The 22,797-nt window shown below is 66.8% G+C and carries 19 protein-coding genes; 16 read left to right on the forward strand and 3 right to left on the reverse strand.

Going from position 1 to position 22,797, the window contains the following annotated elements; translation table 11 throughout:
- Positions 1-170 precede the first annotated feature (170 nt).
- The 12 genes from AB0J47_RS03915 to AB0J47_RS03970 all read left to right on the forward strand — a co-directional run bounded on the left by AB0J47_RS03915 (position 171) and on the right by AB0J47_RS03970 (position 15,428).
- The gene (locus AB0J47_RS03915) at positions 171-1,127 is read left to right on the forward strand and encodes an aspartate carbamoyltransferase catalytic subunit (protein WP_364340198.1); all 957 of its coding nucleotides are present in this window, start codon (positions 171-173) and stop codon (positions 1,125-1,127) included.
- Positions 1,124-2,419 (forward strand): dihydroorotase, encoded by a 1,296-nt coding sequence (locus AB0J47_RS03920; protein ID WP_364340201.1) that lies wholly within the window; start codon positions 1,124-1,126, stop codon positions 2,417-2,419. The genes AB0J47_RS03915 and AB0J47_RS03920 overlap by 4 nt, the downstream gene beginning before the upstream one ends.
- Complete coding sequence (locus AB0J47_RS03925) at positions 2,420-2,911, forward strand: transporter (RefSeq protein ID WP_364340203.1); 492 nt, start codon at positions 2,420-2,422, stop codon at positions 2,909-2,911.
- A gap of 23 nt (positions 2,912-2,934) precedes the next feature.
- Positions 2,935-4,074, forward strand: coding sequence for a glutamine-hydrolyzing carbamoyl-phosphate synthase small subunit (carA, locus tag AB0J47_RS03930; RefSeq protein ID WP_364340716.1), 1,140 nt, complete (start codon positions 2,935-2,937; stop codon positions 4,072-4,074).
- Positions 4,074-7,382 (forward strand): carbamoyl-phosphate synthase large subunit, encoded by a 3,309-nt coding sequence (gene carB / locus AB0J47_RS03935; RefSeq protein ID WP_364340205.1) that lies wholly within the window; start codon positions 4,074-4,076, stop codon positions 7,380-7,382. Before carA ends, carB begins: the two co-directional genes overlap by 1 nt.
- Before the next feature lie 16 nt (positions 7,383-7,398).
- Complete coding sequence (pyrF, locus tag AB0J47_RS03940) at positions 7,399-8,223, forward strand: orotidine-5'-phosphate decarboxylase (protein ID WP_364340208.1); 825 nt, start codon at positions 7,399-7,401, stop codon at positions 8,221-8,223.
- A 662-nt stretch (positions 8,224-8,885) separates the two neighbouring features.
- Complete coding sequence (mihF, locus tag AB0J47_RS03945) at positions 8,886-9,203, forward strand: integration host factor, actinobacterial type (protein ID WP_040692163.1); 318 nt, start codon at positions 8,886-8,888, stop codon at positions 9,201-9,203.
- An 8-nt stretch (positions 9,204-9,211) separates the two neighbouring features.
- Entirely contained in the window at positions 9,212-9,796 is a 585-nt protein-coding gene (gene gmk / locus AB0J47_RS03950; protein WP_364340211.1) for a guanylate kinase, read from the forward strand.
- Positions 9,797-9,869: 73 nt separating this feature from the next.
- Positions 9,870-10,136 carry a DNA-directed RNA polymerase subunit omega gene (gene rpoZ, locus AB0J47_RS03955; protein ID WP_174415097.1) on the forward strand — a complete coding sequence of 89 codons (267 nt, stop codon included), beginning with the start codon at positions 9,870-9,872 and terminating at the stop codon, positions 10,134-10,136.
- 24 nt (positions 10,137-10,160) lie between these two features.
- Complete coding sequence (gene coaBC / locus AB0J47_RS03960) at positions 10,161-11,384, forward strand: bifunctional phosphopantothenoylcysteine decarboxylase/phosphopantothenate--cysteine ligase CoaBC (protein ID WP_364340214.1); 1,224 nt, start codon at positions 10,161-10,163, stop codon at positions 11,382-11,384.
- Between the two features lie 285 nt (positions 11,385-11,669).
- Positions 11,670-12,881 (forward strand): methionine adenosyltransferase, encoded by a 1,212-nt coding sequence (gene metK / locus AB0J47_RS03965; RefSeq protein WP_364340216.1) that lies wholly within the window; start codon positions 11,670-11,672, stop codon positions 12,879-12,881.
- A gap of 45 nt (positions 12,882-12,926) precedes the next feature.
- Positions 12,927-15,428 carry a primosomal protein N' gene (locus tag AB0J47_RS03970; RefSeq protein WP_364340718.1) on the forward strand — a complete coding sequence of 834 codons (2,502 nt, stop codon included), beginning with the start codon at positions 12,927-12,929 and terminating at the stop codon, positions 15,426-15,428.
- A gap of 72 nt (positions 15,429-15,500) precedes the next feature.
- On the opposite strand, the gene AB0J47_RS03975 is transcribed toward AB0J47_RS03970, so the two are convergent.
- A complete protein-coding gene (locus tag AB0J47_RS03975) occupies positions 15,501-16,346 on the reverse strand; it encodes an NAD(P)H-binding protein (protein ID WP_364340217.1) in 846 nt (281 codons plus the stop codon).
- A gap of 74 nt (positions 16,347-16,420) precedes the next feature.
- Here AB0J47_RS03975 and AB0J47_RS03980 point away from each other — a divergent pair, with 74 nt between their 5' ends.
- The 4 genes from AB0J47_RS03980 (at position 16,421) to AB0J47_RS03995 (ending at position 19,305) form a co-directional block, all read left to right on the forward strand.
- Complete coding sequence (locus AB0J47_RS03980; protein WP_364340219.1) at positions 16,421-17,011, forward strand: TetR/AcrR family transcriptional regulator; 591 nt, start codon at positions 16,421-16,423, stop codon at positions 17,009-17,011.
- Between the two features lie 239 nt (positions 17,012-17,250).
- The gene (locus tag AB0J47_RS03985) at positions 17,251-17,907 is read left to right on the forward strand and encodes a PadR family transcriptional regulator (protein WP_364340221.1); all 657 of its coding nucleotides are present in this window, start codon (positions 17,251-17,253) and stop codon (positions 17,905-17,907) included.
- 62 nt (positions 17,908-17,969) lie between these two features.
- Entirely contained in the window at positions 17,970-19,019 is a 1,050-nt protein-coding gene (locus AB0J47_RS03990; protein ID WP_364340223.1) for an alpha/beta fold hydrolase, read from the forward strand.
- 82 nt (positions 19,020-19,101) lie between these two features.
- Positions 19,102-19,305: a hypothetical protein gene (locus AB0J47_RS03995; protein ID WP_364340225.1), complete on the forward strand. Its 204-nt coding sequence runs from the start codon at positions 19,102-19,104 to the stop codon at positions 19,303-19,305.
- On the opposite strand, the gene AB0J47_RS04000 is transcribed toward AB0J47_RS03995, so the two are convergent.
- Together AB0J47_RS04000 and AB0J47_RS04005 are read right to left on the reverse strand one after the other, a co-directional pair.
- Entirely contained in the window at positions 19,274-21,226 is a 1,953-nt protein-coding gene (locus AB0J47_RS04000; protein WP_364340227.1) for a VWA domain-containing protein, read from the reverse strand. The two genes, AB0J47_RS03995 and AB0J47_RS04000, sit on opposite strands and share 32 nt — an antisense overlap.
- Positions 21,223-22,617, reverse strand: a complete 1,395-nt coding sequence (locus tag AB0J47_RS04005) for an ATP-binding protein (protein ID WP_364340229.1) — start codon at positions 22,615-22,617, stop codon at positions 21,223-21,225. The genes AB0J47_RS04000 and AB0J47_RS04005 overlap by 4 nt, the downstream gene beginning before the upstream one ends.
- Positions 22,618-22,797 lie beyond the last annotated feature (180 nt).

Consider the following 22,797-nt stretch of genomic DNA (forward strand, 5'->3'; position numbering starts at 1 on the left):
AGGTGGAGTCGTGAGCGAGTGCAGCGAGCGAACCATCAACACAGCGACCGGAGGTCGAACGGCGGAGCCGAGCGCTAGCGAGGTGGAGTCGTGAGCGAGTGCAGCGAGCGAACCATCAACACAGCGACCGGAGGTCGAACGGCGGAGCCGAGCGCTAGCGAGGTGGAGTCGTGAGACATCTGCTGACGGTGACCGATCTCGATCATGCCACCGCCACCGAGCTGCTCGACGAGGCCGAACGCTTCGAACAGGCGCTGCTGGGCCGCGAGGTGAAGAAGCTGCCGACGCTGCGCGGGCGCACCGTGATGACGGTGTTCTACGAGAACTCGACTCGCACCCGGGTCTCGTTCGAGGTCGCGGGCAAGTGGATGAGCGCCGATGTGATCAATGTCAGCGCGAGCAGCTCCTCGGTCTCCAAGGGCGAATCACTGCGCGATACCGCGCTGACTTTGCACGCGGCGGGAGCCGATGCACTCATCGTCCGGCATCCGGCCTCCGGCGCCGCGCATCAGATCGCGCGCTGGATGGATGGCTGGGCGGTTTCCGAGGGGCGGCAGGGTCCGGCCATCATCAATGCCGGTGACGGCACCCACCAGCATCCGACGCAGGCGCTGCTGGACGCGCTGACCCTGCGTCAGCGTCTCGGCGATATCGAGGGCAAGCGGATCGTCATCGTCGGCGATATCCTGCACAGCCGGGTCGCGCGCTCGAATGTCTTCTTGCTCGATACTCTTGGTGCCGAGGTGGTGCTGGTCGCGCCGCGCACGCTGCTACCGGTCGGCGCGGACCTGTGGCCCGCCCGGATCTCGGCTTCGCTGGACGCCGAATTGCCCGGCGCCGATGCGGTGCTCATGCTGCGGGTGCAGCAGGAGCGGATGAACGGCGGCTTCTTCCCGTCGGCCCGCGAATATTCGGTCAACTACGGACTTTCCGAGCGCAGGCTCGCGCTGTTGGACGAGAACGCGGTCGTCCTGCATCCGGGTCCGATGCTGCGCGGCATGGAAATCGCCTCGCCCGTGGCGGATTCCGCGCAGGCGGCGATTCTGCAACAGGTGACGAACGGAGTGCATATGCGGATGGCCGTGCTGTTCCGGCTGCTGGTCGGTACCCAGGAGGCTGTCGCATGAGTCTGCTGCTCGAGGGTGTCCGGCCGTACGGCGAGGGCGAGCCGGTCGACGTACTCGTGCGCGATGGTGTAATCGCCGCCATCGGAACCGATCTCGGCATTATCGACGCCGAGGTCATCGACGCGCGGGGCCAGATCCTGCTGCCCGGCTTCGTCGATCTGCACACCCATCTGCGCGAACCCGGCCGCGAGGACACCGAAACCATCGAAACCGGTTCCGCCGCGGCGGCGCTCGGCGGTTACACCGCGGTCTTCGCCATGGCCAATACCAACCCGGTCGCCGATTCGGTGGTTGTCACCGATCACGTGTGGCGGCGCGGCCAAGAGGTCGGCCTGGTCGATGTGTATCCGGTAGGTGCGGTCACGGTCGGCTTGGAGGGTAAGCAACTTGCCGAAATGGGTACCATGGCGGCCGGCGTCGGTGCGGTGCGCATGTTCTCCGATGACGGCCACTGCGTCTACGACCCGCTGCTCATGCGCCGCGCACTGGAGTACTCGAACTCCCTCGGCGTCTTGATCGCTCAGCATGCCGAGGAACCGCGCCTCACCAAAGGCGCTGTCGCGCACGAAGGTCCCGCTGCCGCCCGCCTCGGTCTGGCAGGTTGGCCGCGCGCCGCGGAGGAGTCGATCGTGGCTCGCGACGCATTGCTGGCCCGCGACGCGGGTGCCCGCGTCCATATCTGCCACGCCTCCACGGCGGGTACCGTCGAATTGGTTAAATGGGCCAAGGCGCAGGGCATTTCGATCACCGCCGAGGTCACCCCGCACCATCTGCTGCTCGACGACTCACGCCTGGAGACCTACGACGCGGTCAACAAGGTGAACCCGCCGCTGCGTGAGGTCTCCGACACCATCGTGCTGCGGCGGGCACTCGCCGAGGGCATCCTCGACTGCGTCGCCACCGATCATGCCCCGCACGCCGAACAGGACAAGTGCTGCGAATTCGCTGCCGCCCGCCCTGGCATGCTCGGGTTGGAGACCGCGCTGTCGATCATCGTGCAGACCATGGTCGAACCCGGCCTGCTGGACTGGCGCGGTGTCGCCCGGGTGATGAGCGAGCGTCCAGCCGAAATCGTCGGACTAGACGGCCATGGCCGCCCGATCGAGGTCGGCGAACCCGCCAACCTCACGCTGGTCGATCCGGATACGACCTGGACCGTGCGGGCCGCCGAACTCGCCAGCATTTCGAACAACACGCCGTTCGAGGACATGACGTTTCCGGCTCGAGTGACGACGACGTTGCTCCGAGGCCGGGTAACTGCCCGTGAGGGCAAGGCGGTCGGAGGTTCGTAAATGAGAACGCTGTTGGTGGTCGGGTTGATCGCACTGTTCGTTCTGTGCGTCTGGCTGATGTACCGGGGCTGGCTGAACCGAGCCGCGCGCCAGGCGGCGCGCATCGGCGAACTACCGCACGTGCCGGGTGATCTCGGCGCCCAGGTGCTCGAGCCGACCTCCGGGATGTATCTCGGCAGCACCATCGCGCCGAGCTGGCAGGACCGGATCGCGGTGGGGGACTTGGGCTTCCGGGCCACAGCGGAACTCACGCGGTTCGAACGGGGGATTCTGCTCGAGCGCGACGGTGCGACGGTGATCTGGATTCCGCAGGAATCCATTACGGCCGTGCGGGCCGAACGTGGCCATGCGGGCAAGGTGATGACGGAAGATGGTGTGCTGGTAATTCGCTGGAAGCTGCCGACCGGAACCGAGATTGATACCGGTTTCCGAGGTGACGACAAGACGGTGTACCCGGCGTGGGCCAGGGCGATGACGGGAGACGACGAATGAATGCAGGATCGCGAAGCGATTCGATGGGAGGCGGTGGTCGGGTGACCGGTGGGCCAGATCAGGCAGCGTTGGTGCTGGAGGACGGCCGGGTGTTCCGCGGCACGGCCTTCGGCGCGGTTGGCGAAACACTCGGTGAGGCGGTGTTCTGCACCGCGATGACCGGGTACCAGGAGACCCTCACCGACCCCAGCTACCACCGCCAGATCGTGGTGGCCACGGCCCCGCAGATCGGCAATACCGGCTGGAACGACGAGGACGACGAATCCGGCAAGATCTGGGTCGCCGGATACGCGGTCCGCGACGCCTCGCGCGTCGCGTCGAACTGGCGCTCCACCGGCACCCTGCAGGACCAACTGGACCGCCAGCAGATCGTCGGCATCGCGGGTATCGACACCCGCGCGCTGGTGCGCCACCTGCGCACCCGCGGTTCGATGAAGGCGGGCATCTTCTCCGGTTCGGCGCTCGCCGACGCCGACGAACTGCTGGCCCGGGTGAATGGACAGCCATCGATGCTCGGCGCGGATCTGGCCGAAGAGGTCAGCACCGACGCGCTGTACACGATCGAACCGCACGGCGACCCGCGCTTCACTGTTGTCGCGGTCGACCTCGGCATCAAGACCAACACCCCGCGCATGTTCGCCCAGCGCGGCATGCGGGTGCATGTGGTGCCCTCGACCGTCTCGCTGGACCAGATCCTGGACCTGAAGCCCGACGGCGTCTTCCTGTCCAACGGTCCCGGCGACCCGGCCACCCAGGACGGCGCGGTCGCCATCACCCAGGGTGTGCTGGAGAAGGGGCTGCCGCTGTTCGGTATCTGCTTCGGCAACCAGATCCTCGGCCGCGCCTTCGGCCGCAAGACCTACAAGATGAAGTTCGGCCACCGCGGCATCAATGTCCCGGTCGTCGAACACGACACCGGCCGGATCTCGATCACCGCGCAGAACCACGGCTTCGCACTGGAGGGCGAACAGGGCGAACAGTTCGACACCCCGTTCGGCAAGGCCGAGGTCAGCCACGTGTGCGCCAATGACGGCACCGTCGAGGGCGTGCGCCTGGTCGACGGCCGCGCATTCTCGGTGCAGTACCACCCGGAGGCCGCCGCCGGACCCCACGACGCCGCCTATCTCTTCGACCGTTTCGCCGGTCTCATGGAAGGAGCCTGATGCCTCGCCGCGAGGATCTGAAGCACATCCTGGTGATCGGCTCCGGCCCGATCGTCATCGGCCAGGCGTGCGAATTCGACTACTCCGGCACCCAGGCGTGCCGGGTGCTGCGGGCCGAAGGCCTGCGGGTATCGCTGGTGAACTCCAACCCGGCGACCATCATGACCGATCCGGAATTCGCCGATTCCACCTATGTGGAGCCGATTACCCCGGAATTCGTCGAGAAGGTCATCGAAAAGGAACGCCCCGACGCCATTCTGGCCACCCTCGGCGGGCAGACCGCGCTGAATACCGCGGTCGCCCTGCATGAGCGCGGTGTGCTGCAGAAATACAACGTCGAGCTGATCGGCGCCGATTTCGAGGCCATCCAGCGTGGTGAGGATCGGCAGAAATTCAAGGACATCGTCGCCAAGGTCGGCGGCGAGAGCGCTCGCTCGCGGGTCTGCCACACCATGGACGAGGTCCGCGAAACCGTTGCGGACCTGGGCTTTCCGGTGGTTGTGCGGCCGTCGTTCACCATGGGCGGGCTCGGCTCGGGCATGGCCTACAACGACGAGGACCTGGATCGGATCGCGGGCGGTGGTCTGGCCGCCTCGCCGACGGCCAATGTGCTCATCGAGGAATCCATCCTGGGTTGGAAGGAATACGAACTCGAGCTGATGCGCGACGGCCGCGACAATGTCGTGGTCGTCTGCTCGATCGAGAATGTGGACCCGATGGGTGTGCACACCGGCGATTCGGTCACCGTCGCACCCGCCATGACCCTCACCGACCGCGAATACCAGCGGCTGCGCGACCTGGGCATCGACATTCTGCGCGAGGTCGGCGTGGATACCGGTGGCTGCAATATCCAGTTCGCGGTGAACCCGCGCGACGGCCGCCTGATCGTCATCGAGATGAACCCGCGCGTCTCGCGCTCGTCCGCATTGGCTTCCAAGGCGACGGGTTTCCCGATCGCCAAGATCGCGGCCAAGTTGGCCATCGGCTACACCCTGGACGAGATCGTCAACGACATCACCAAGGAAACCCCGGCTTGTTTCGAGCCGACCCTGGACTATGTGGTCGTCAAGGCCCCCCGCTTCGCCTTCGAGAAGTTCCCGGGCGCCGACGCCACATTGACCACCACCATGAAGTCGGTCGGCGAGGCGATGTCGCTGGGCCGCAACTTCGCCGAGGCGCTCGGCAAGGTGCTGCGCTCCCTGGAAACCAAGGCCGCTGGCTTCTGGACCCAGGACGATGGCAATTGGACCGATACCGAGGCCATCCTCGAAGATCTGCGCACTCCGACCGAGGGGCGCATCTACCAGGTCGAACGGGCGCTGCGCCTGGGCGCGAGCATCGAGGACGTCGCCGCGGCCTCCGGCATCGACCCCTGGTTCGTCGCCGAGGTGGCCGGGCTGGTCGAGCTGCGCCGGGAGCTCATCGACGCGCCCGTACTGGACGAGCCGCTGCTGCGCGGCGCCAAGCACTATGGCCTCTCCGACCGCCAGATCGCCGCGCTGCGACCGGAATTGGCGGGTGAGACCGGCGTGCGCGCACTGCGGCACCGGCTCGGTATCCGTCCGGTCTTCAAGACCGTCGACACCTGCGCCGCGGAGTTCGAGGCCAAAACCCCGTATCACTACTCGACCTACGAGCTTGACCCCGCGGCCGAGTCGGAGGTCTCGCCGCAGCGTGAACGGGACAAGGTGATCATCCTGGGTTCCGGTCCGAACCGGATCGGTCAGGGTATCGAGTTCGACTACTCGTGTGTCCATGCGGCGCAGACGCTTTCGCAGGCCGGATACGAGACCGTCATGGTCAACTGCAACCCGGAGACCGTCTCCACCGACTACGACACCGCCGACCGGCTCTACTTCGAGCCGCTGACCTTCGAGGATGTGCTCGAGGTCTACCACGCCGAAACCGAATCGGGCACCGTCGCCGGTGTGATCGTGCAGCTCGGCGGCCAGACCCCGCTGGGTCTGGCGCAGCGCCTCACCGATGCCGGTGTGCCGGTGGTCGGCACCAGCGCCGCCGCCATCGACCTGGCCGAGGATCGCGGTGAATTCGGTGACGTGCTGGTCGCCGCGGGCCTGCCCGCGCCGAAGTACGGCACCGCGACCACCTTCGCGCAGGCCAAGAAGATCGCCGCCGGCATCGGCTACCCGGTGCTGGTGCGCCCGTCCTATGTCCTCGGCGGACGCGGTATGGAGATCGTCTATGACGAGGCCTCGCTAGAGGGCTATATCTCCCGTGCCACCGAACTCAGCCCGGAACATCCGGTGCTGGTCGACCGCTTCCTGGAAGACGCCATCGAGATCGACGTCGACGCGCTCTGCGACGGTGACGAGGTCTACCTCGGCGGTGTGATGGAGCACATCGAAGAGGCGGGCATCCACTCCGGCGACTCCGCCTGCGCACTGCCGCCGATCACCTTGGGCCGTAGCGATATCGAGGCGGTGCGCCGCTCGACCATCGCGCTGGCCAAGGGCATCGGCGTCAAGGGCCTGCTCAATGTGCAGTACGCGCTCAAGGACGACGTGCTCTACGTGCTCGAGGCGAATCCGCGCGCGAGCCGGACGGTTCCGTTCGTCTCCAAGGCGACCGCGGTGCCGCTGGCCAAGGCAGCGGCACGGATCACCATGGGCGCCACCATCGCCGAACTGCGCAAGGAAGGGCTGCTGCCCGCTGAGGGCGACGGCGGCCATGTGCCGCTCGACGCACCTGTCGCGGTGAAGGAAGCGGTGCTGCCGTTCCACCGGTTCCGCAAGGCCGACGGCAGCGGCGTGGATTCGCTGCTCTCGCCGGAGATGAAGTCCACCGGTGAGGTCATGGGCATCGACGCCGACTTCGGCACCGCCTTCGCCAAGAGCCAGGCCGCGGCCTACGGATCGTTGCCGACCGAGGGCGCCGTCTTCGTCTCGATCGCCAACCGTGACAAGCGCGCCATGGTGTTCCCGGTCAAGCGCCTCAACGACCTCGGCTTCCGCATCCTGGCCACCGAGGGCACCGCGGAAATGCTGCGCCGCAACGGAATTCCGTGCGAACAGGTACGCAAGCATTCCGAGCAGGGCCCGGCCGATCGGCCGACCATCGTGGAGCAGATCCGCGACGGCGAGGTAGACATGGTGTTCAACACCCCCTACGGCAACTCCGGGCCGCGCGTGGACGGCTACGAGATCCGCACGGCGGCCGTCGGTGTGAACATTCCGTGCATCACCACGGTGCAGGGTGCGGCCGCGGCCGTTCAGGGCATCGAGGCGAGCATCAACGGCGGCATCGGGGTGCGCTCGCTGCAGGAACTGCATTCGGTGCTGCGTGGCTGACCAAGGAGACGCAGCGATGAAGACCTTCGGTGCCCGACTGCAGCACGCCATGCGGCATTTCGGGCCACTGTGCGTCGGCATCGATCCGCATCCCGGCCTGCTCGAATCGTGGGGCCTGACCGACGATGTCGATGGTGTCGAGAAATTCGCCGAGATCTGCGTCGAGGCTTTCGACGGCCGGGTCGCGCTGATCAAACCGCAGGTCGCCTTCTTCGAGGCCTACGGTTGCGGCGGGATCGCGGTACTGGAGCGCACCATCGAGGTGCTGCGCGCCTCGGGCACCCTGGTGCTCGCCGACGCCAAGCGCGGCGATATCGGCTCCACCATGGACGCCTATGCCCGCGCCTGGCTCGCCGATGGGCCGCTCGGCTCGGATGCGCTTACGGTTTCGCCGTATCTCGGATTCGGTTCGCTCGCACCGGCTTTGACACTGGCGCAGGCGAACGGCCGCGGTCTTTTCGTACTCGCCGCCACTTCGAATCCCGAAGGCGCACAGGTCCAGCGGGCACTCGCCGCGGACGGCAGCACGATCGCGCAGACCATGGTGGATGCGGCGGCGCAGTGCAATGCGGGCCAGGAATTCGGCTCGGTCGGCGTTGTGCTCGGGGCCACCCTTACCGAGGCGCCGGATCTCGCTCGGCTCAACGGCCCGATCCTGATGCCGGGCGTCGGCGCGCAGGGGGGCGGTCCGGAAACCGTGCGTGAGCTGGTCTCCGATCACATGCTGCACGCGGTTGTGCCCAACGCCTCGCGCGAGGTGCTGCGCCACGGCCCGTCCGTCTCGGCACTGCGTGCCAAGGTGAGCGCGCTGCAGGAGGAGTTCGCGTTCCTGCGGCGATGACGCGGTGACGACTGCGGTGGACCGACGCTTCGGCGTCGGTCCATTTCGCTTTTTGGGGGCAGGGGAGGACCCGTTGAGCGGGCATGACGTGTCATATCGAACAGCTGTGCGGCCCCCTGCGCCGATTTTCCTGTTATCCGGCATACCGGTGGCCGGAGCGGCGTCCTGATCGATCACGGAGCCAACTGGACCGGCACATAGTGCCGCTCGCTCTCGCCACGCTGCGGTCCAAGCGAAGGTCAGGATTTTTGTGGCCTTCCACGGGGCCGGCGTCGGTCGGGCGGGTGCAGGAGCCCGAAATCGGTCATTTCCGCTCCGACACGCGCAAGAACAACGCGACACGCGGAAAAATCCTAGAAAGTTCCAGGTCGGACAGGTGACCGGTTGCTGGTCCGATGCGGGACGTCACCGCAACCAGTCCGCTAACCCACTTTCGCCATGAAAACGCCCTGCTAGCGGGGCATTTCGCTCTTTCGGCGGTAGGATCACCGCAGTGATCGACGCGCTGCGCGCATCCCGCCGGGCTCACCCCTACGACATCGGCGAATCATGCGCTGACCTGGGGGGTGGGTTCGCAATCGAGCAACGTCGTGGGTACGGTCGCTGAGACTGCTGGGTTTACCGGCAGGAGTTGATGCAATGAACGATGAGACGGAGGAACCGTGGCCCTTCCCCAGCTGACTGACGAGCAGCGCGCCGCTGCTTTGGAGAAGGCGGCTGCCGCTCGCCGTGCTCGGGCGGAGCTCAAGGAGCGCCTGAAGCGTGGCGGCACCGACCTGAAGCAGGTCCTCACAGACGCCGAATCCGACGAGATCCTCGGCAAGATGAAGGTGTCGGCGCTGCTGGAGGCCCTGCCCAAGGTGGGCAAGGTCAAGGCGGCGGAGATCATGAGCGAGCTGGAGATCGCCCCCACCCGGCGTCTGCGCGGACTGGGTGATCGGCAGCGCAAGGCGCTGCTCGCCCGATTCGACTTCGCCTGACCACCAAGGTGGTCGAACACACGCGGAAGGGTCGACTGGTAGTACTGGTCGGCCCCTCGGCCGTGGGCAAGTCGACCGTGGTCCGCTGCGTCCGCGAGCGATTGCCTCAACTGGTCTTCAGCGTGTCGGCGACAACCCGGGCCCCCCGGCCCGGGGAGGTCGACGGCCGCGACTACCGGTTCGTGTCCCGGGAGGAGTTCGACGCCATGATCGCGGCGGGCGAACTCCTCGAGTGGGCAGATATCCACGGGGGACTGCAGCGCTCGGGCACGCCGGCCGCACCGGTCCGTGACGCACTCGCAGCCGGCCTGCCGGTGCTCGTCGAGGTGGACCTCGAGGGCGCGCGGTCGGTGCGCAAGGCCATGCCGGAGGGGCTGCTGGTATTTCTCGCCCCGCCGAGCTGGGACGAACTGGTTTCCCGGCTGACCTCGCGGGGCACTGAATCACCCGAGGTGATCGCCCGCAGGTTGGAGACCGCCAGGACGGAATTGGCGGCTTGTGACGAGTTCGACATCGTCATAGTGAACGACGAGGTGACCAGCGCCTGTGAGCAGTTGGTATCGTTGTTCGTTAGCACAAATTCGAGTTCGTGACCCGCACTCTCGGAAAACCACCCAGCCTGAAGAACCGATCCCCGCAGGAGCCCTCTCAGTGAGCAGTACGGACATCAAGCCCGCGCCCGCATACGACACTCCGGTCGGCCTCACCAACCCCCCGATCGACGAGTTGCTCGAGCGCACCTCGTCCAAGTACGCGCTGGTGATCTACGCGGCCAAGCGGGCCCGTCAGATCAACGACTACTACAACCAGCTCGGCGACGGCATTCTCGAATACGTCGGCCCGCTGGTCGAGCCCGGCCTGCAGGAGAAGCCGCTGTCGGTCGCGATGCGTGAGATCCACTCCGACCTGCTCGAGCACTCCGAAGGCGAGTAACAACCCATCTAGGCCGGAGGCGTAGTGACCACACGGATCGTCGTCGGCGTCGGCGGAGGGATCGCCGCCTATAAGGCCTGTTCGATCGTGCGCCGGTTCACCGAGACCGGGCATCAGGTACGGGTGATCCCCACCGAGTCGGCGCTGCAGTTCGTCGGCAAGGCAACCTTCGAGGCACTCTCCGGGAACCCGGTGCACACCGATGTGTTCACCGATGTGCCCGAGGTGCCGCATGTGCGGTTGGGCCAGGAGGCGGACCTTGTGGTCATCGCCCCGGCGACCGCTGATCTGATGGCGCGTGCCGCACAGGGCCGCGCCGACGATCTACTCACCGCCACGTTGCTGACGGCCCGATGTCCGGTGTTGTTCGCGCCCGCGATGCATACCGAGATGTGGGAGCATCCGGCCACCGTCGCCAATGTCGCGACGCTGCGCGCGCATGGTGCGATCGTCATGGAACCCGCGTCGGGCCGGTTGACCGGTACCGATACCGGTCCCGGACGGTTGCCGGAGCCCGAGGAGATCTTCGGGCTGGCGACGCTGCTGCTGGAACGCGCCGACGCCATACCGCGCGATCTGGTGGGCCGCCGCGTGGTGATCACCGCGGGCGGCACCAGGGAACCGCTGGATCCGGTGCGCTTCCTCGGCAATCGCAGCTCAGGCAAGCAGGGCTACGCATTGGCCAGGGTCGCCGCACAGCGCGGCGCCCAGGTCACGTTGATCGCGGGCAATACGATCGAGATGGCCGCACCCGCCGCCGTCGACCTCGTGCACATCACGACCGCCGAACAACTCAAGACCGCCGTCGAGAAGCATGCGCTCGGTGCGGATGCGGTGATCATGGCCGCCGCCGTCGCCGACTTCCGGCCGACTACCGTGGCCGCCGCCAAGATCAAGAAGGGCGCACACGAGCCCGACGTGATCCCGCTGACCAAGACCGACGATATTCTCGCCGGACTGGTTCAGGCGCGCCGCGACGGTCAGCTACCCGGAACCGCGATCGTCGGCTTCGCCGCCGAAACCGGTGACGAACACGGCGATGTGCTCACGCACGCGCGGGCCAAACTGGCGCGCAAGGGCTGTGATCTGCTGGTCGTGAACGCGGTCGGCGAGGGCAAGGCGTTCGAGGTCGATACCAATGACGGCTGGCTACTCGGTGCCGACGGCACCGAACAGGCGCTCGACCACGGATCGAAGGCATTGCTCGGGAGCCGGGTGCTGGATGCGCTCGGTCCGTTGCTGCGCTGAGACCCATTGCGGCGCTTGGTTTGCTGGGCACCCAGGGTGTCCGGTGGATACGCCGCCGCGTGATGGTTAGGCTGTTGTCGACCGCAACCCGGACTGGTCGATGTGTTGGAGGCTGGAGCCCCGGCCCGATATGTCGACGGATTTCAATAGTCTGAGACAGTTGCCTGTCGACAACCCCGTCGCGTCGGTGGTTTGGAATAGTCTGAATGAAGGGTTGTGCGGTGGCCGCATCGCGTTACCGTCGCAATCCGATACGAGTAACCCGTTGAGGGAGAGGGAAGAACTGTGCCCACGTCCGGCAGCCGCCTTTTCACCAGTGAGTCCGTGACCGAAGGTCATCCGGACAAGATCTGTGACGCCATCAGCGATTCCATCCTCGACGCCCTGCTTGCGGCGGATCCGCACAGCCGGGTGGCGGTGGAAACTCTCGTTACCACCGGCCAAGTCCACGTCGCGGGTGAGGTCACCACATCGGCTTATGCGGATATTCCGAAAATTGTCCGCGAAAAGGTTCTGGAAATCGGATACGACTCGTCGGCAAAGGGTTTCGACGGAAATTCCTGCGGTGTGAACATTGCGATCGGCGCGCAGTCGCCGGATATCGCACAGGGCGTCGACACCTCGCACGAGGCGCGCACCGCCGGATCGGATGACGAGATCGAGCGGCAGGGCGCGGGCGACCAGGGCCTGATGTTCGGCTACGCCAACACCGACACTCCCGAGCTGATGCCGCTGCCGATCGCACTTGCACACCGGCTTTCGCGTCGGCTGACCGAGGTCCGCAAGTCGGGCGTGCTGCCGTACCTGCGTCCGGACGGCAAGACCCAGGTGACCATCGAATACGACGGGGATCGCCCGGTTCGCCTCGACACGGTAGTCATCTCCACCCAGCACGCCGCCGATATCGACCTGGACAATCTGCTCGCCCCCGATATCCGCGAGAAGGTCGTCGATGCGGTGGTTGCCGATCTGGAACTGCCCACCCTGGACACCTCCGATATCCGGCTGCTGGTCAATCCGACCGGCAAATTCGTCCTCGGTGGCCCGATGGGCGACGCCGGCCTGACCGGTCGCAAGATCATCGTCGATACCTACGGCGGTATGGCGCGCCACGGTGGTGGCGCGTTCTCCGGTAAGGATCCGTCGAAGGTGGACCGCTCGGCCGCCTACGCCATGCGCTGGGTCGCCAAGAATGTGGTCGCGGCCGGACTTGCCGACCGGGTCGAGGTCCAGGTCGCCTATGCCATCGGCAAGGCCGCACCGGTGGGTCTGTTCGTCGAAACCTTCGGCACCGAGAAGGTCGATCCGGCGCGAATCGCAACGGCGATCACCGAGGTCTTCGATCTGCGCCCCGGCGCGATCATCCGCGACCTCGACCTGCTGCGCCCGATCTACGCGCCGACCGCCGCGTACGGCCACTTCGGCCGCACCGACGTCGACCTGCCCTGGGAGCACACAGACCGTGCCGACAAGCTGCGCGCGGCTGTAGGCCTGTAGTCACATCGGGGCCGCGTGCACCAATCCACAGCGGACCTCACCGCCATGGCTCCTGCGGATGCCGGAGCCGCGGCGGGGCACGATTCGACAGCAGCGGGACACCCGATCGCTCGGGTGCTCCCGCTGCTGTCGCCTGCTCACCTGGACCGCGACTTCGACTATCTGGTCCCCCCGGAGTTGGACGAAATCGCCCAACCCGGTGTCCGGGTCCGAGTCCGGTTCGCCGGCCGCCTCGTCGATGGGTATCTGCTGGCCCGTCTGTCCCATAGCGAACACACCGGCAAACTGGTCGAACTCGAACGCGTGGTCTCCGCCGAACGCGTCCTGACCCCGGAAATCCTGCGACTCGCCACTGCCGTAGCCGCCCGCTACGCAGGCACGCGCGCCGACGTCCTGCGCCTCGCGATTCCGCCGCGCCATGCGCGCACCGAGAACGGCGGCTCGAAGAAGGCAGCCGAACCCGAAGTGCCGCAAGAAGATTCGTCCGAATCGATTGATGGCGGCTCTGGTGAAGCTGCGGATCGAACGACGGAGACGGCGACAACCGCCGTCTCTGTCGAATCCGCTGCGTCCGTCGAGGCGGTCGCGACGCTCGATCATTCCGCTGGGGCGCGCACCGAGGGGCGCGAGGACGAGGCGGTCGACGTTGCACGCGATCGGTCCGGTACTGTTCCGGCGCCCGTGCGATGGGTCGACCACGAGGCGGCTGTTGGTGCTGGATCGAAGCCGCCGTCAGCTGATTCGACCGAATCGGTGGCGGATTCTGGTGCCGGGATGTCGGCAGGGCAGGAGGGTACCGGTTCGGCCGGTGCCGCCAACACGGATGCGGAGTCGGAGGAGGCCGGCGCGGCAACGGATGTGGGCGCTGTCCTTGCGAACGAATCGGCGAATGACACTGTGGCGCTGGTTGATTCGGGTCGAACGGGTGTGCCGGACGGTGTGGATTTGCCGTCGTGGGAGCGGTATATCCATGGGGTGAAGTTTGTGGCGTCGCTGGGGCAGGGGAAAGGGGTGCGGGCCGGGTGGCAGGCGGTGCCGGGGGAGGATTGGGCGCGGCGGTTGGCGGAGTTGGCGGCGGTCGTCGTCGGGCGGGGGCGCAGTGCGATTCTGATGGTGCCGGATCAGCGGGATCTGGATCGGGTGTTGGCCGAATGCGTTCGGCTGGTGGGCGATTCGGCGGTCGGATTGGCGGCAGGGTTGGGACCGGCCGCGCGGTATCGGCGGTGGTTGGCGGCATTGCGGGGAACTGCGCGGGTGATTGTCGGGACGCGCAGTGCGGTGTTCGCGCCCACGATCGATCTCGGGTTGATCGCGATCTGGGATGACGGGGACGACACCTATGCCGAGCCACGGGCGCCGTATCCACATGCGCGTGAAGTCGCGATGCTGAGGGCGCATGAGACCGGGGCGGCATTCGTTGCTGCCGGATTCGCGCGGACGGCGGAGATCCAGGCGGTGGTCGATTCGGGGTGGGCGCATGATCTGGTCGCCGATCGTGCTGTGGTGCGCAAATTCTCGCCGCGCATCAGTGCGCCGGGTGACTCCGATATCGCGATGGAGCGCGACCCGGTCGCGCGGGCGGTCCGCATTCCGGCCGTTGGTTACGCTGCCGCGCGATCCGCACTCGCGGAAGGTGCGGCGGTGCTGGTGCAGGTGCCGCGGCGCGGATATATTCCGGCGCTGGCCTGCGCGAAATGCCGTACACCCGCCCGATGTCGGCACTGCAATGGCCCACTTTCCCTGCCGGACGGACGAGCCGGGCATCGGGGCGAGACCGCGCATAGTCCCGCGTGCCGCTGGTGCGGAATCACCGAGGCCGCATTCCGCTGTCCGGCTTGCGCTTCCAGGGCGCTGCGTGCGGTGGTGATCGGCGCGGCTCGCACCGCCGAGGAGTTGGGTCGTGCGTTCCCCGGCGTGCCGATTCGCGGATCCAGTGGCGGCGCGATGCTCGACACGGTGGAACCGGGCCCGCAGGTGATTGTCGCGACCGTCGGCGCGGAGCCGGTGCTGCCCGGCGGTTATGGCGTCGCGCTGCTGCTCGACGGCTGGGCGCTACTGAGCCGTGCGGACCTGCGCGCCGCCGAGGACACGCTGCGCCGCTGGATGTCGGCCGCCACCCTGGTGCGCAATCACGGCCAGGTCATCGTCATGGCCGAACCCTCGCTGCCGACCGTCCAAGCGCTGCTGCGCTGGGATCCGCTCGGCCACGCCCGCGCCGAGGTGGCCAGCCGCGCCGAGGTCGGCTTTCCACCCTCGGTGCGAATGGCCGTCATCGACGGTACTTCGGACTCCATCGCCGAATTGCTCTCAGCCGCAAAGCTTCCAGATAATGTCGACCTACTCGGCCCAGTACCTCTCCCACCGGGGGCCCGCAAACCCTTCGACAGCGGCGATACCCCGGCCGAAGTCGAACGCATGCTCCTGCGCGTGAACCGCTCCTCCGGCGCCGCCCTGGCCCGCGCTCTTACCGCCGCCCAGGCCGTCCGCAGCACCCATCGCTCCGACGCCCCGCTCCGCGTTCAAATCGATCCTGTCGACATCGGCTGAGAAGCTGCTCGCCCTCGGCAGCGCTGTGCGAGATCGCGAGGGCGAGCAGCGAATTCGGCTCGGTGGCCAGGGTTAGCCGAAGATGGCGCGATTGCGTCGCGCCCATTCGGCATAGGAGGTCGCTGGCCGCCCGAGCACCCGTTCGACATCGGCGCTGACCTGCTGCTCGGCAGACGTCGGCGTGCCGAGGATATCGAGCGTGCCATCCGCGACATCCTCCGGCATAAATCGCAACATGCCGGAACGCGCCTGCTCGCGGGTGAGTTCGACGAACCGCAGCGGGGTTCCCAACGCATCTTCGACGGCACGGGCCTGCTGGCGCGGGCTGATCGCTGCGGGTCCGGTCAGTTCGTAGGTGCGCCCGGAGTGGCCGTCGGTGCGCAATACAGTCGCGGCGACCTCGGCGATATCGCCGGGATCGATGGCGGGCAGTGCGATATCGGCGAAGGGTGCGGCAATCAACTGCTGAGCCCGGATCGACTCGATCCACGCGTAGGTGTTGGAGAAGAATCCGGTGGGCCGCAGAATCGTCCAGTCCAACTCCGACCGTTGCAGCGCGGACTCGAACGCATGCAGTCGCGCGTGTGAGGCGAGTTCGGGCCTGGTACCCGTCGCCTGCGACGACAGCAGCACCACCTTCTTGACCCCGCCCGCCGCGGCGACCTCGATGAACCGCGCCGGATCAGGTCCGGTTACCAACTGTGGTCCGGTCAGCAGCAGGAAGAGCGCATCCGCGTTTTCGACTGCGGGGGAGAGGCTTTCGGGTTCGGCGAGATCGGCCCGCCGGTGCCGCACGCCGTCGGGCACTGCGATGTCCTTGTTCGCGCGAGATACGGCGGTCACCTGCTCGCCGGCGGCGGCGAGATGCTGCACGAGGTTGCGTCCGATATTGCCCGTCGCTCCGGTCACTACGATCACGTTCACTCCTGAGTTAGTTGGCTGACTAAAATGACCGTAGTCGACCGATCGAGCGCTTGTCTATAGTTAGTTGTATGACTAACTCGGTCGAAGGTCGGCGCACGCCGCCCAAGTTGGGCAAGCGGGAACGCCTCGCCGCCGCGGCCGCCCAGGTGTTCCATGAGCAGGGCGTCGAGAAGACGACCATCGCCGATATCGCGCGGACCGCCGAGGTTCCGCTCGGCAATGTGTACTACTACTTCAAGACCAAAGATCAGCTGGTCGAGGCGGCACTCGGCGCGCATGCGCAGACGTTGCGGGACTTGATCACCGCGCTGGAGCACTGCGCCGAGCCGCGAGATCGGCTTAAGGCCCTGGTTCGGGGCTGGGTCGACCAGCGAGACCGCGCCGTGCAATTCGGTTGCCCCACCGGAACTCTGGCCTCGGAGCTGGGTAAACGTGGCGACGGGCTGGAGCTGGCATCGGCGGCGAGTATTCGCACGCTGCTCGACTGGATCGAGCAGCAGTTCACCGCAATGGGGCGCGTGGATGCGGAAGAGCTCGCGGTCGCGCTGTTCGCCGCCTATCAGGGGATTTCGTTGCTGACCAATACCTTCCGCGATCCGGAACTCATGGTGACCGAGGGGCATCGGCTCGAGCGCTGGATCGATTCGCTTGCGACATAACGGCTTCGGTTGCCGTCCGCGGGTGTCGACCGCCATCTGGCGGCTCGTTGGTGACTTGCTCAACCAGCACATCTCGCTCGTGTGACATGTCCCGACACGGGCCGCGCGTCGACGATGTGCGGCCCTTCCTCGTATCAGAGCATCCGGTCGGTTCGTGTCACGCATCACTCTTGCATGCGATGCATTGCCGATATATCGTCGATAGCGTGAGATATACACGAGAGCCCAAGGAGGCTGACATGGAAAACATCGAATACGGAGAATTCAGAGGTCGTGGCCGCTGGCGGAAGCCGGGGCACGACGAGGTCGACGCCGGTCGTCACCAGCATCGCCGCGGGGGGCGGCACGGTTTCGGACCCGAGTTCGGCCCGGGCTTCGGTCCTGGTTTCGGGCCCGGCTTCGGTCCGGGATTCGGACGTGGGCGCGGCCGCGGCGGTCGGGGCAGGCGCGGCGACGTGCGTGCCGCGGTGTTGTTGCTGCTCACCGAGCGTCCGATGCACGGCTACGAGCTGATTCAGCAGATCAGGGAGCGCAGCGACGATGTCTGGCGCCCGAGCCCGGGATCCATCTACCCGGCGCTCGCGCAGCTCGAGGACGAGGGTCTGGTGCTCATCGAGAAGGTCGCCGGACGCAAGACCGCGAAGCTCACCGCCGCGGGCGAGACCTACGTCGCCGAGCATCGGGACGAACTCGGCGATCCCTGGGCCGATGTCAAGGAGGACGTCGGCACTCAGGCGATGGATCTGCGTGCGCTCATCGGACAGCTGATGGGTGCGGCCGCTCAGGTCGCGGCGGCGGGTACTCCGCAGCAGGCGACTCGGGCCGCGGAGGTGCTCACCGAGGCGCGTAAGTCGTTATACCGCATTCTCGCCGAAGACGATGCCCCCGAAAAGTGATGGCAATGTGAAACATCGCTCGAGCGTGCACTTTTCGAGCCGATCGGGTACATCATTGTGATATGGAACAGCCGAACGGTCAGTGGGGTTGGGGAGTATCACAGTTCAAGCGAGTTGCGTTTGCCGGTGTCTTGGCCGGAGCCGTCGTTTTCGGCTCCGGCGCGGCACCGATCGCGGGCGCTCAACCAGCTGATCCCGAGGCGGTGAGTGCGCCGGTCGCCGGATATCGCCCGCCGGATGTACCCACCCGAATCGGTCCTGAACAGCCGGACCATCTGGCCGCTGCGGTCTATCAGAAGACGCACAAGAACGCGGCTCCGGCCGGTACCAACAACTTCGACTGCAAGCCGACCGCCGAGCATCCCCGCCCGGTCGTCCTGGCGCACGGCACCGATTCGTCGGCCTACTCCGACTGGGCGGCCATCGGACCGCAGGTCTCGGCGCTCGGCTTCTGCGTCTTCGCGCTCAACTACGGCGGCGCCCCCGGCAAGGACACCTGGGGCACGGAGGACATCGCGGTGAGCGCCTACCAGTTCGGCGCATTCGTCGACCAGGTGCTGGCCGCCACCAATGCCACCCAGGTCGATATCGTCGGATTTTCCCAGGGCGCCAACGTCACTCGCTACTACGTGAACAAGCTCGATGGCGCGCCGAAGGTCGGCAAGTGGATCGGCCTTGCATCGCCGAGCTACGGCGGGGTGATGTACGGACTGGTGCCGGTGGCGCAATCGATTCCGGGTGCGCTGCAGGCCTTCGCGCGGGTCACCTCACTCGCGGCGGTGCAGCAGGTGCAGGGGTCGCCCCTGATGGCCGAACTCAACGCGGGTGGTGACACCGTGCCCGGCCCGCACTACGTGACCATCGGCAGCCGCGTCGACGAGATGATTCAGCCCTTCAGCAATATCGCATTGCACGGCCCGAATGTGGAGAACATCGCACTACAGGACGAGTGCGCGGTCGACCTGACCGGTCACTTCCACATGGTCTACGACCCATTCGTGCAGGAACTGCTGCTGCGGACGCTGGACCCGGTCCACGCACCCGCTCCGACGTGCCGGGAGGTGCCGCTCGGCACCGGTATCCCCGAGGTCATCATCGCCGGACATTCCTGACCCTGGCGACCGGGCGGAGGTATCGCCCTCCGCCCGGTTCTGCTGTCCATACCGGATTTTCGCCGTGTGGGTGGATTCTTAGATGCGCGCCGAAGGCGAGTCTCGAATCCCGTTGAGCCGGATGCGAGTACTCTCCGCGGCGATCGGCATCGCCGACGAGAGTGGTATCGAAGGGCTGACAATACGTCGGTTGGCCGAAGTGCTCGGGGTCGAGGCGATGTCGCTGTATCACCACGTGGTCAGCGACCAGCGGATCAACCGCGCCTGCCGCGCAGGTAGTCGCTGACCACTGCGGCGCCGAGTCCGTCCAGATCCGGCGCCACCACGCGACCGCGGCTGCGGCGGGCCACCAAATCGACGAACGCGGCCAGGCTCGGATCCTCGCCGAGCATGAAGACGGTCACCGACGCGCCGAGTTTGGCCAGGGCATCGACCTGGGCCATCGTCACGGCCAGCGTGCGCGGCGCGGTCGGCCAATTGAAGTACGCCGCACCGTTCGGCTCCAGATGCGCAGTCGGCTCGCCATCGGTCACGACGAGCACGACGGGCACCGCGTCCGGATGTCTGCGCAGATGGCGCGCCGCCAGCAGCAGTGCGTGGTGCAGGTTCGTGCCCTGTTCCCACACGCCTTCCAGCGCAGTCAGTTCGCCGATATCGACGGTGGTGGCGTGCCGACCGAAGGTGATCAGGCTCAGTGCGTCGGAGCGGAATCGAGTGCCGATCAACTGATGCACCGCGAGGGCGGTGCGCTTCATCGGCAGCCACCGGCCCTCCTGCACCATCGACCACGAGGTGTCTACGCAGAGCGCGACCGCGGCCCGCGAGCGCTGCTCGGTTTCCATGATCTCGACATCGGACACATCGAGCGTGACGCTGCGACTGCCCACCGACATCGAACGCAGCACCGCATTGCGCACGGTCTTCGGTACGTCCCACGGTTCGGTATCGCCGAACTGCCATGTGCGAGTGGCGCCCGTCGGCTCCCCCGCCGCACCGGCCAACCGGGTATCCCGCTCGCCGCGGCGAGACCGCAACTGCCCGATGACATCGCGCAGCGCGGTCTCGCCGAGCCGTCGTAAAGCCTTGGGCGTCAACCGCAGTGAGCCGTCCGGCGCCCGTTCGAATACGCCCTGTCTACGCAGTTCGCGTTCCAGTTCGGCGAGCCGGGCGGCATCCACGCTCGCGTCGTCGCCGAGTTGGCGGGCCAGGGCATCCAGATCGATATCCTCGAGGCTGGCGCCCGGATAGGACTGGCTCAGCTGCTCGGCGAGCGCGTCCAGTTCGGCGAGATCCTGCAGGGCTTGGGCGCCCGCACCGAGGCCCAACGGGTCGTTGCCGCGAAACCGTTGGGCGGAGTCCCAGTCCTCGCCCGGTCGCAGCGCCCGCAGGGCGGCGTCGAGGGCGGCGACCTGCTGGGCAATGAGCGGATCGCCGAATGCCTGCCCGATCAGCCCGGCCAGTTCGGCTTGCTGCTCGGCGGACATCGAGTTCAGCATGCGCTGTGCGGCGGCAGACCTGGCTGCGAGCGCATCGATCAGCTCATCGGTATTGCGCGGATTCTCCGGGAAGAACTCGCCATGCTCGGCCATGAATTCGGCGAACTGCTGTTCGGTGTCATCGCCCCGTGCATGCGCGGCGAGCAGATCGTTCAGATCGGACAGCATCCGTCCGACGCGCTCGACATCCTCGGGTGTGGTGTTCTCCAGCGCCTGTTTCATGCCCTGGAACCGTGATTCGAGCAGCTCCTGACCGAGCAGGTCGCGGATCTTCTGATAGTTCTCCCTGCCGGCTTCGGATCGCCACTGGTATTCGGCCAGCTCGTTGACGGCGGCCGCGGTGCTCGGCGGCAAGGCGTCCAGCTGTGCTTCGGCGAATCTGGCGTCGTCGGATGGATCCGGAAACAATTCGCGTCGCTCGGCTTTCAGAGCCTGCTCCAGCAGTTCACGGACCTGTTGCAGGGTGCCGTCGAGCCGGTGTCGTCGACTGATCTCCGCGCGGCGCTGCCACACCTGCCGGGTGAGCTCATCGAGCCCCCGCATTTCGCGCATACCGCGGCGCAGCAGCTCCTCCAATGCGGTGCGGGGTGAGCTGCCCTCCATCACGTCGCGCCCGATCTGGTCCAGTGCCTCGCGCAGATCGAGCGGGGGTGCCAGTGGATCGGGCCCGTCGTGATAGGGCCCGTAGGCGTAGCGGTCCGGGGCGGTCACGAGCCGTACACCGCGACGCCGTCGTCGGAGTCCTTGGCTATCTGGCGGGCCAGGTAGAGGGCTTCCAGCGCGAATTCGACCGCCGATGCGATCCGAGCAGGCGGTTCGTCGGCGCCGACCCCGAGCCGACGCGCGACCTCGTGCAGGACGGGTAGTTCCGGCAACGCGGACAGCACGTCTTTACCGGGGACTCGTTCGCCGGTGGTGACCAGATGTCCGTCGCCGACTGCCTCCGCCAACGGTCGCAGGTTCAGCCCACCGAGCAGCGCACTCCCGGTCTCGGCGAACGAACGCCGCATCAAGTGCGTGAGATGCTCCTGCTCACGTCCTTCCTCACCGGACTCGAATTCGAGCTTGCCGCGCAATACCGCGGGTACGGATTCGAGGTCGACGGGACGCGCGACGGCGGGGTGTTCGCCGGTGAGCGCCGATCTGCGCAGTGCGGCGGCGGCCACGGTTTCCGCGGCGGCGACCGCGAATCGCGCGGACACACCGGAGCGCTGGTCGATCGCGGACGATTCGCGCAGGTGCCGCACGAACCGGGCGAGCACCTCGATCAGCGGGTCGCCGACCTCGGCCACCAGTTCGGCCTCCTGCCGGACCAGCGCCACCTCGGCCGAGACGCTCAGCGGGTAGTGGGTGCGGATCTCCGCGCCGAACCGATCCTTCAGCGGGGTGATGATCCGGCCGCGGTTGGTGTAGTCCTCGGGGTTGGCCGTGGCGACGAGCAGCACGTCGAGCGGCAGTCGCAGCGTGTAACCGCGGACCTGGATATCGCGCTCCTCCATCACATTCAGCAGCGCGACCTGAATGCGTTCGGCGAGATCGGGCAGTTCGTTGATGGCGACGATGCCGCGGTGGGCGCGCGGTACGAGTCCGAAGTGGATGGTCTCGGGATCACCGAGGCTGCGGCCCTCGGCCACCCTGACCGGGTCGACATCGCCGATCAGGTCACCGACGGAGGTGTCCGGCGTGGCGAGTTTCTCCGCATAGCGCTCGGAGCGGTGCCGCCAGGTGACCGGCAGGTCATCGCCCAATTCCTCGGCCAGTCGGCGACCGGCCGGGCTGATCGGTGCGAGCGGATGCTCGCCCAGTTCAGTACCCGCGATGACGGGTGTCCACTCGTCGAGCAGGCCGATCATGGTGCGCAGCAGCCGGGTCTTGCCTTGGCCGCGCTCACCGAGCAGTACGACATCGTGGCCGGCCAGCAGCGCACGTTCCAGCTGCGGCAGGACGGTTCGATCGAAGCCGACGATGCCCGGCCAGGGATCGTCGCCGGAACCCAACCGGGACAACAGGTTCTCGCGAATCTCGGACTTCACGCTGCGCGGCAGATGGCCGCCCGCGCGCAACTCGCCGACGGTAGTCGGCAGGTGCTCAGGAACAATCACCCCATCGACGCTACGTCGGTTCGGCGATGCGGTCGACGTTCAGCCGCGCTCGGAAACACGCCGGAAATAACCTTGACAAGCGCGGGCGGCCGGGCGGAGGGGTGAACACCCCGCCCGGACCGCACTGGAGTTCTACCAGCTTTTCCCCGTTCGGTCGGGGAGATCGGTGTGAACGAGGTC

This window comes from Nocardia sp. NPDC049737 (assembly GCF_040674755.1).
Lineage (GTDB): Bacteria > Actinomycetota > Actinomycetes > Mycobacteriales > Mycobacteriaceae > Nocardia.

What these genes read in the sequence shown, in the direction of transcription:
- AB0J47_RS03970 (WP_364340718.1), top strand. Translation starts at nt 12,927, where the DNA reads ATGGCTCCTGCGGATGCCGGAGCCGCGGCGGGGCACGATTCGACAGCA.
- pyrF (WP_364340208.1), top strand. Translation starts at nt 7,399, where the DNA reads ATGAAGACCTTCGGTGCCCGACTGCAGCACGCCATGCGGCATTTCGGG.
- AB0J47_RS03925 (WP_364340203.1), top strand. Translation starts at nt 2,420, where the DNA reads ATGAGAACGCTGTTGGTGGTCGGGTTGATCGCACTGTTCGTTCTGTGC.
- AB0J47_RS03995 (WP_364340225.1), top strand. Translation starts at nt 19,102, where the DNA reads ATGCGCGCCGAAGGCGAGTCTCGAATCCCGTTGAGCCGGATGCGAGTA.
- AB0J47_RS03990 (WP_364340223.1), top strand. Translation starts at nt 17,970, where the DNA reads ATGGAACAGCCGAACGGTCAGTGGGGTTGGGGAGTATCACAGTTCAAG.
- carA (WP_364340716.1), top strand. Translation starts at nt 2,935, where the DNA reads ATGGGAGGCGGTGGTCGGGTGACCGGTGGGCCAGATCAGGCAGCGTTG.
- carB (WP_364340205.1), top strand. Translation starts at nt 4,074, where the DNA reads ATGCCTCGCCGCGAGGATCTGAAGCACATCCTGGTGATCGGCTCCGGC.
- AB0J47_RS03985 (WP_364340221.1), top strand. Translation starts at nt 17,251, where the DNA reads ATGGAAAACATCGAATACGGAGAATTCAGAGGTCGTGGCCGCTGGCGG.
- AB0J47_RS03980 (WP_364340219.1), top strand. Translation starts at nt 16,421, where the DNA reads ATGACTAACTCGGTCGAAGGTCGGCGCACGCCGCCCAAGTTGGGCAAG.
- AB0J47_RS03920 (WP_364340201.1), top strand. Translation starts at nt 1,124, where the DNA reads ATGAGTCTGCTGCTCGAGGGTGTCCGGCCGTACGGCGAGGGCGAGCCG.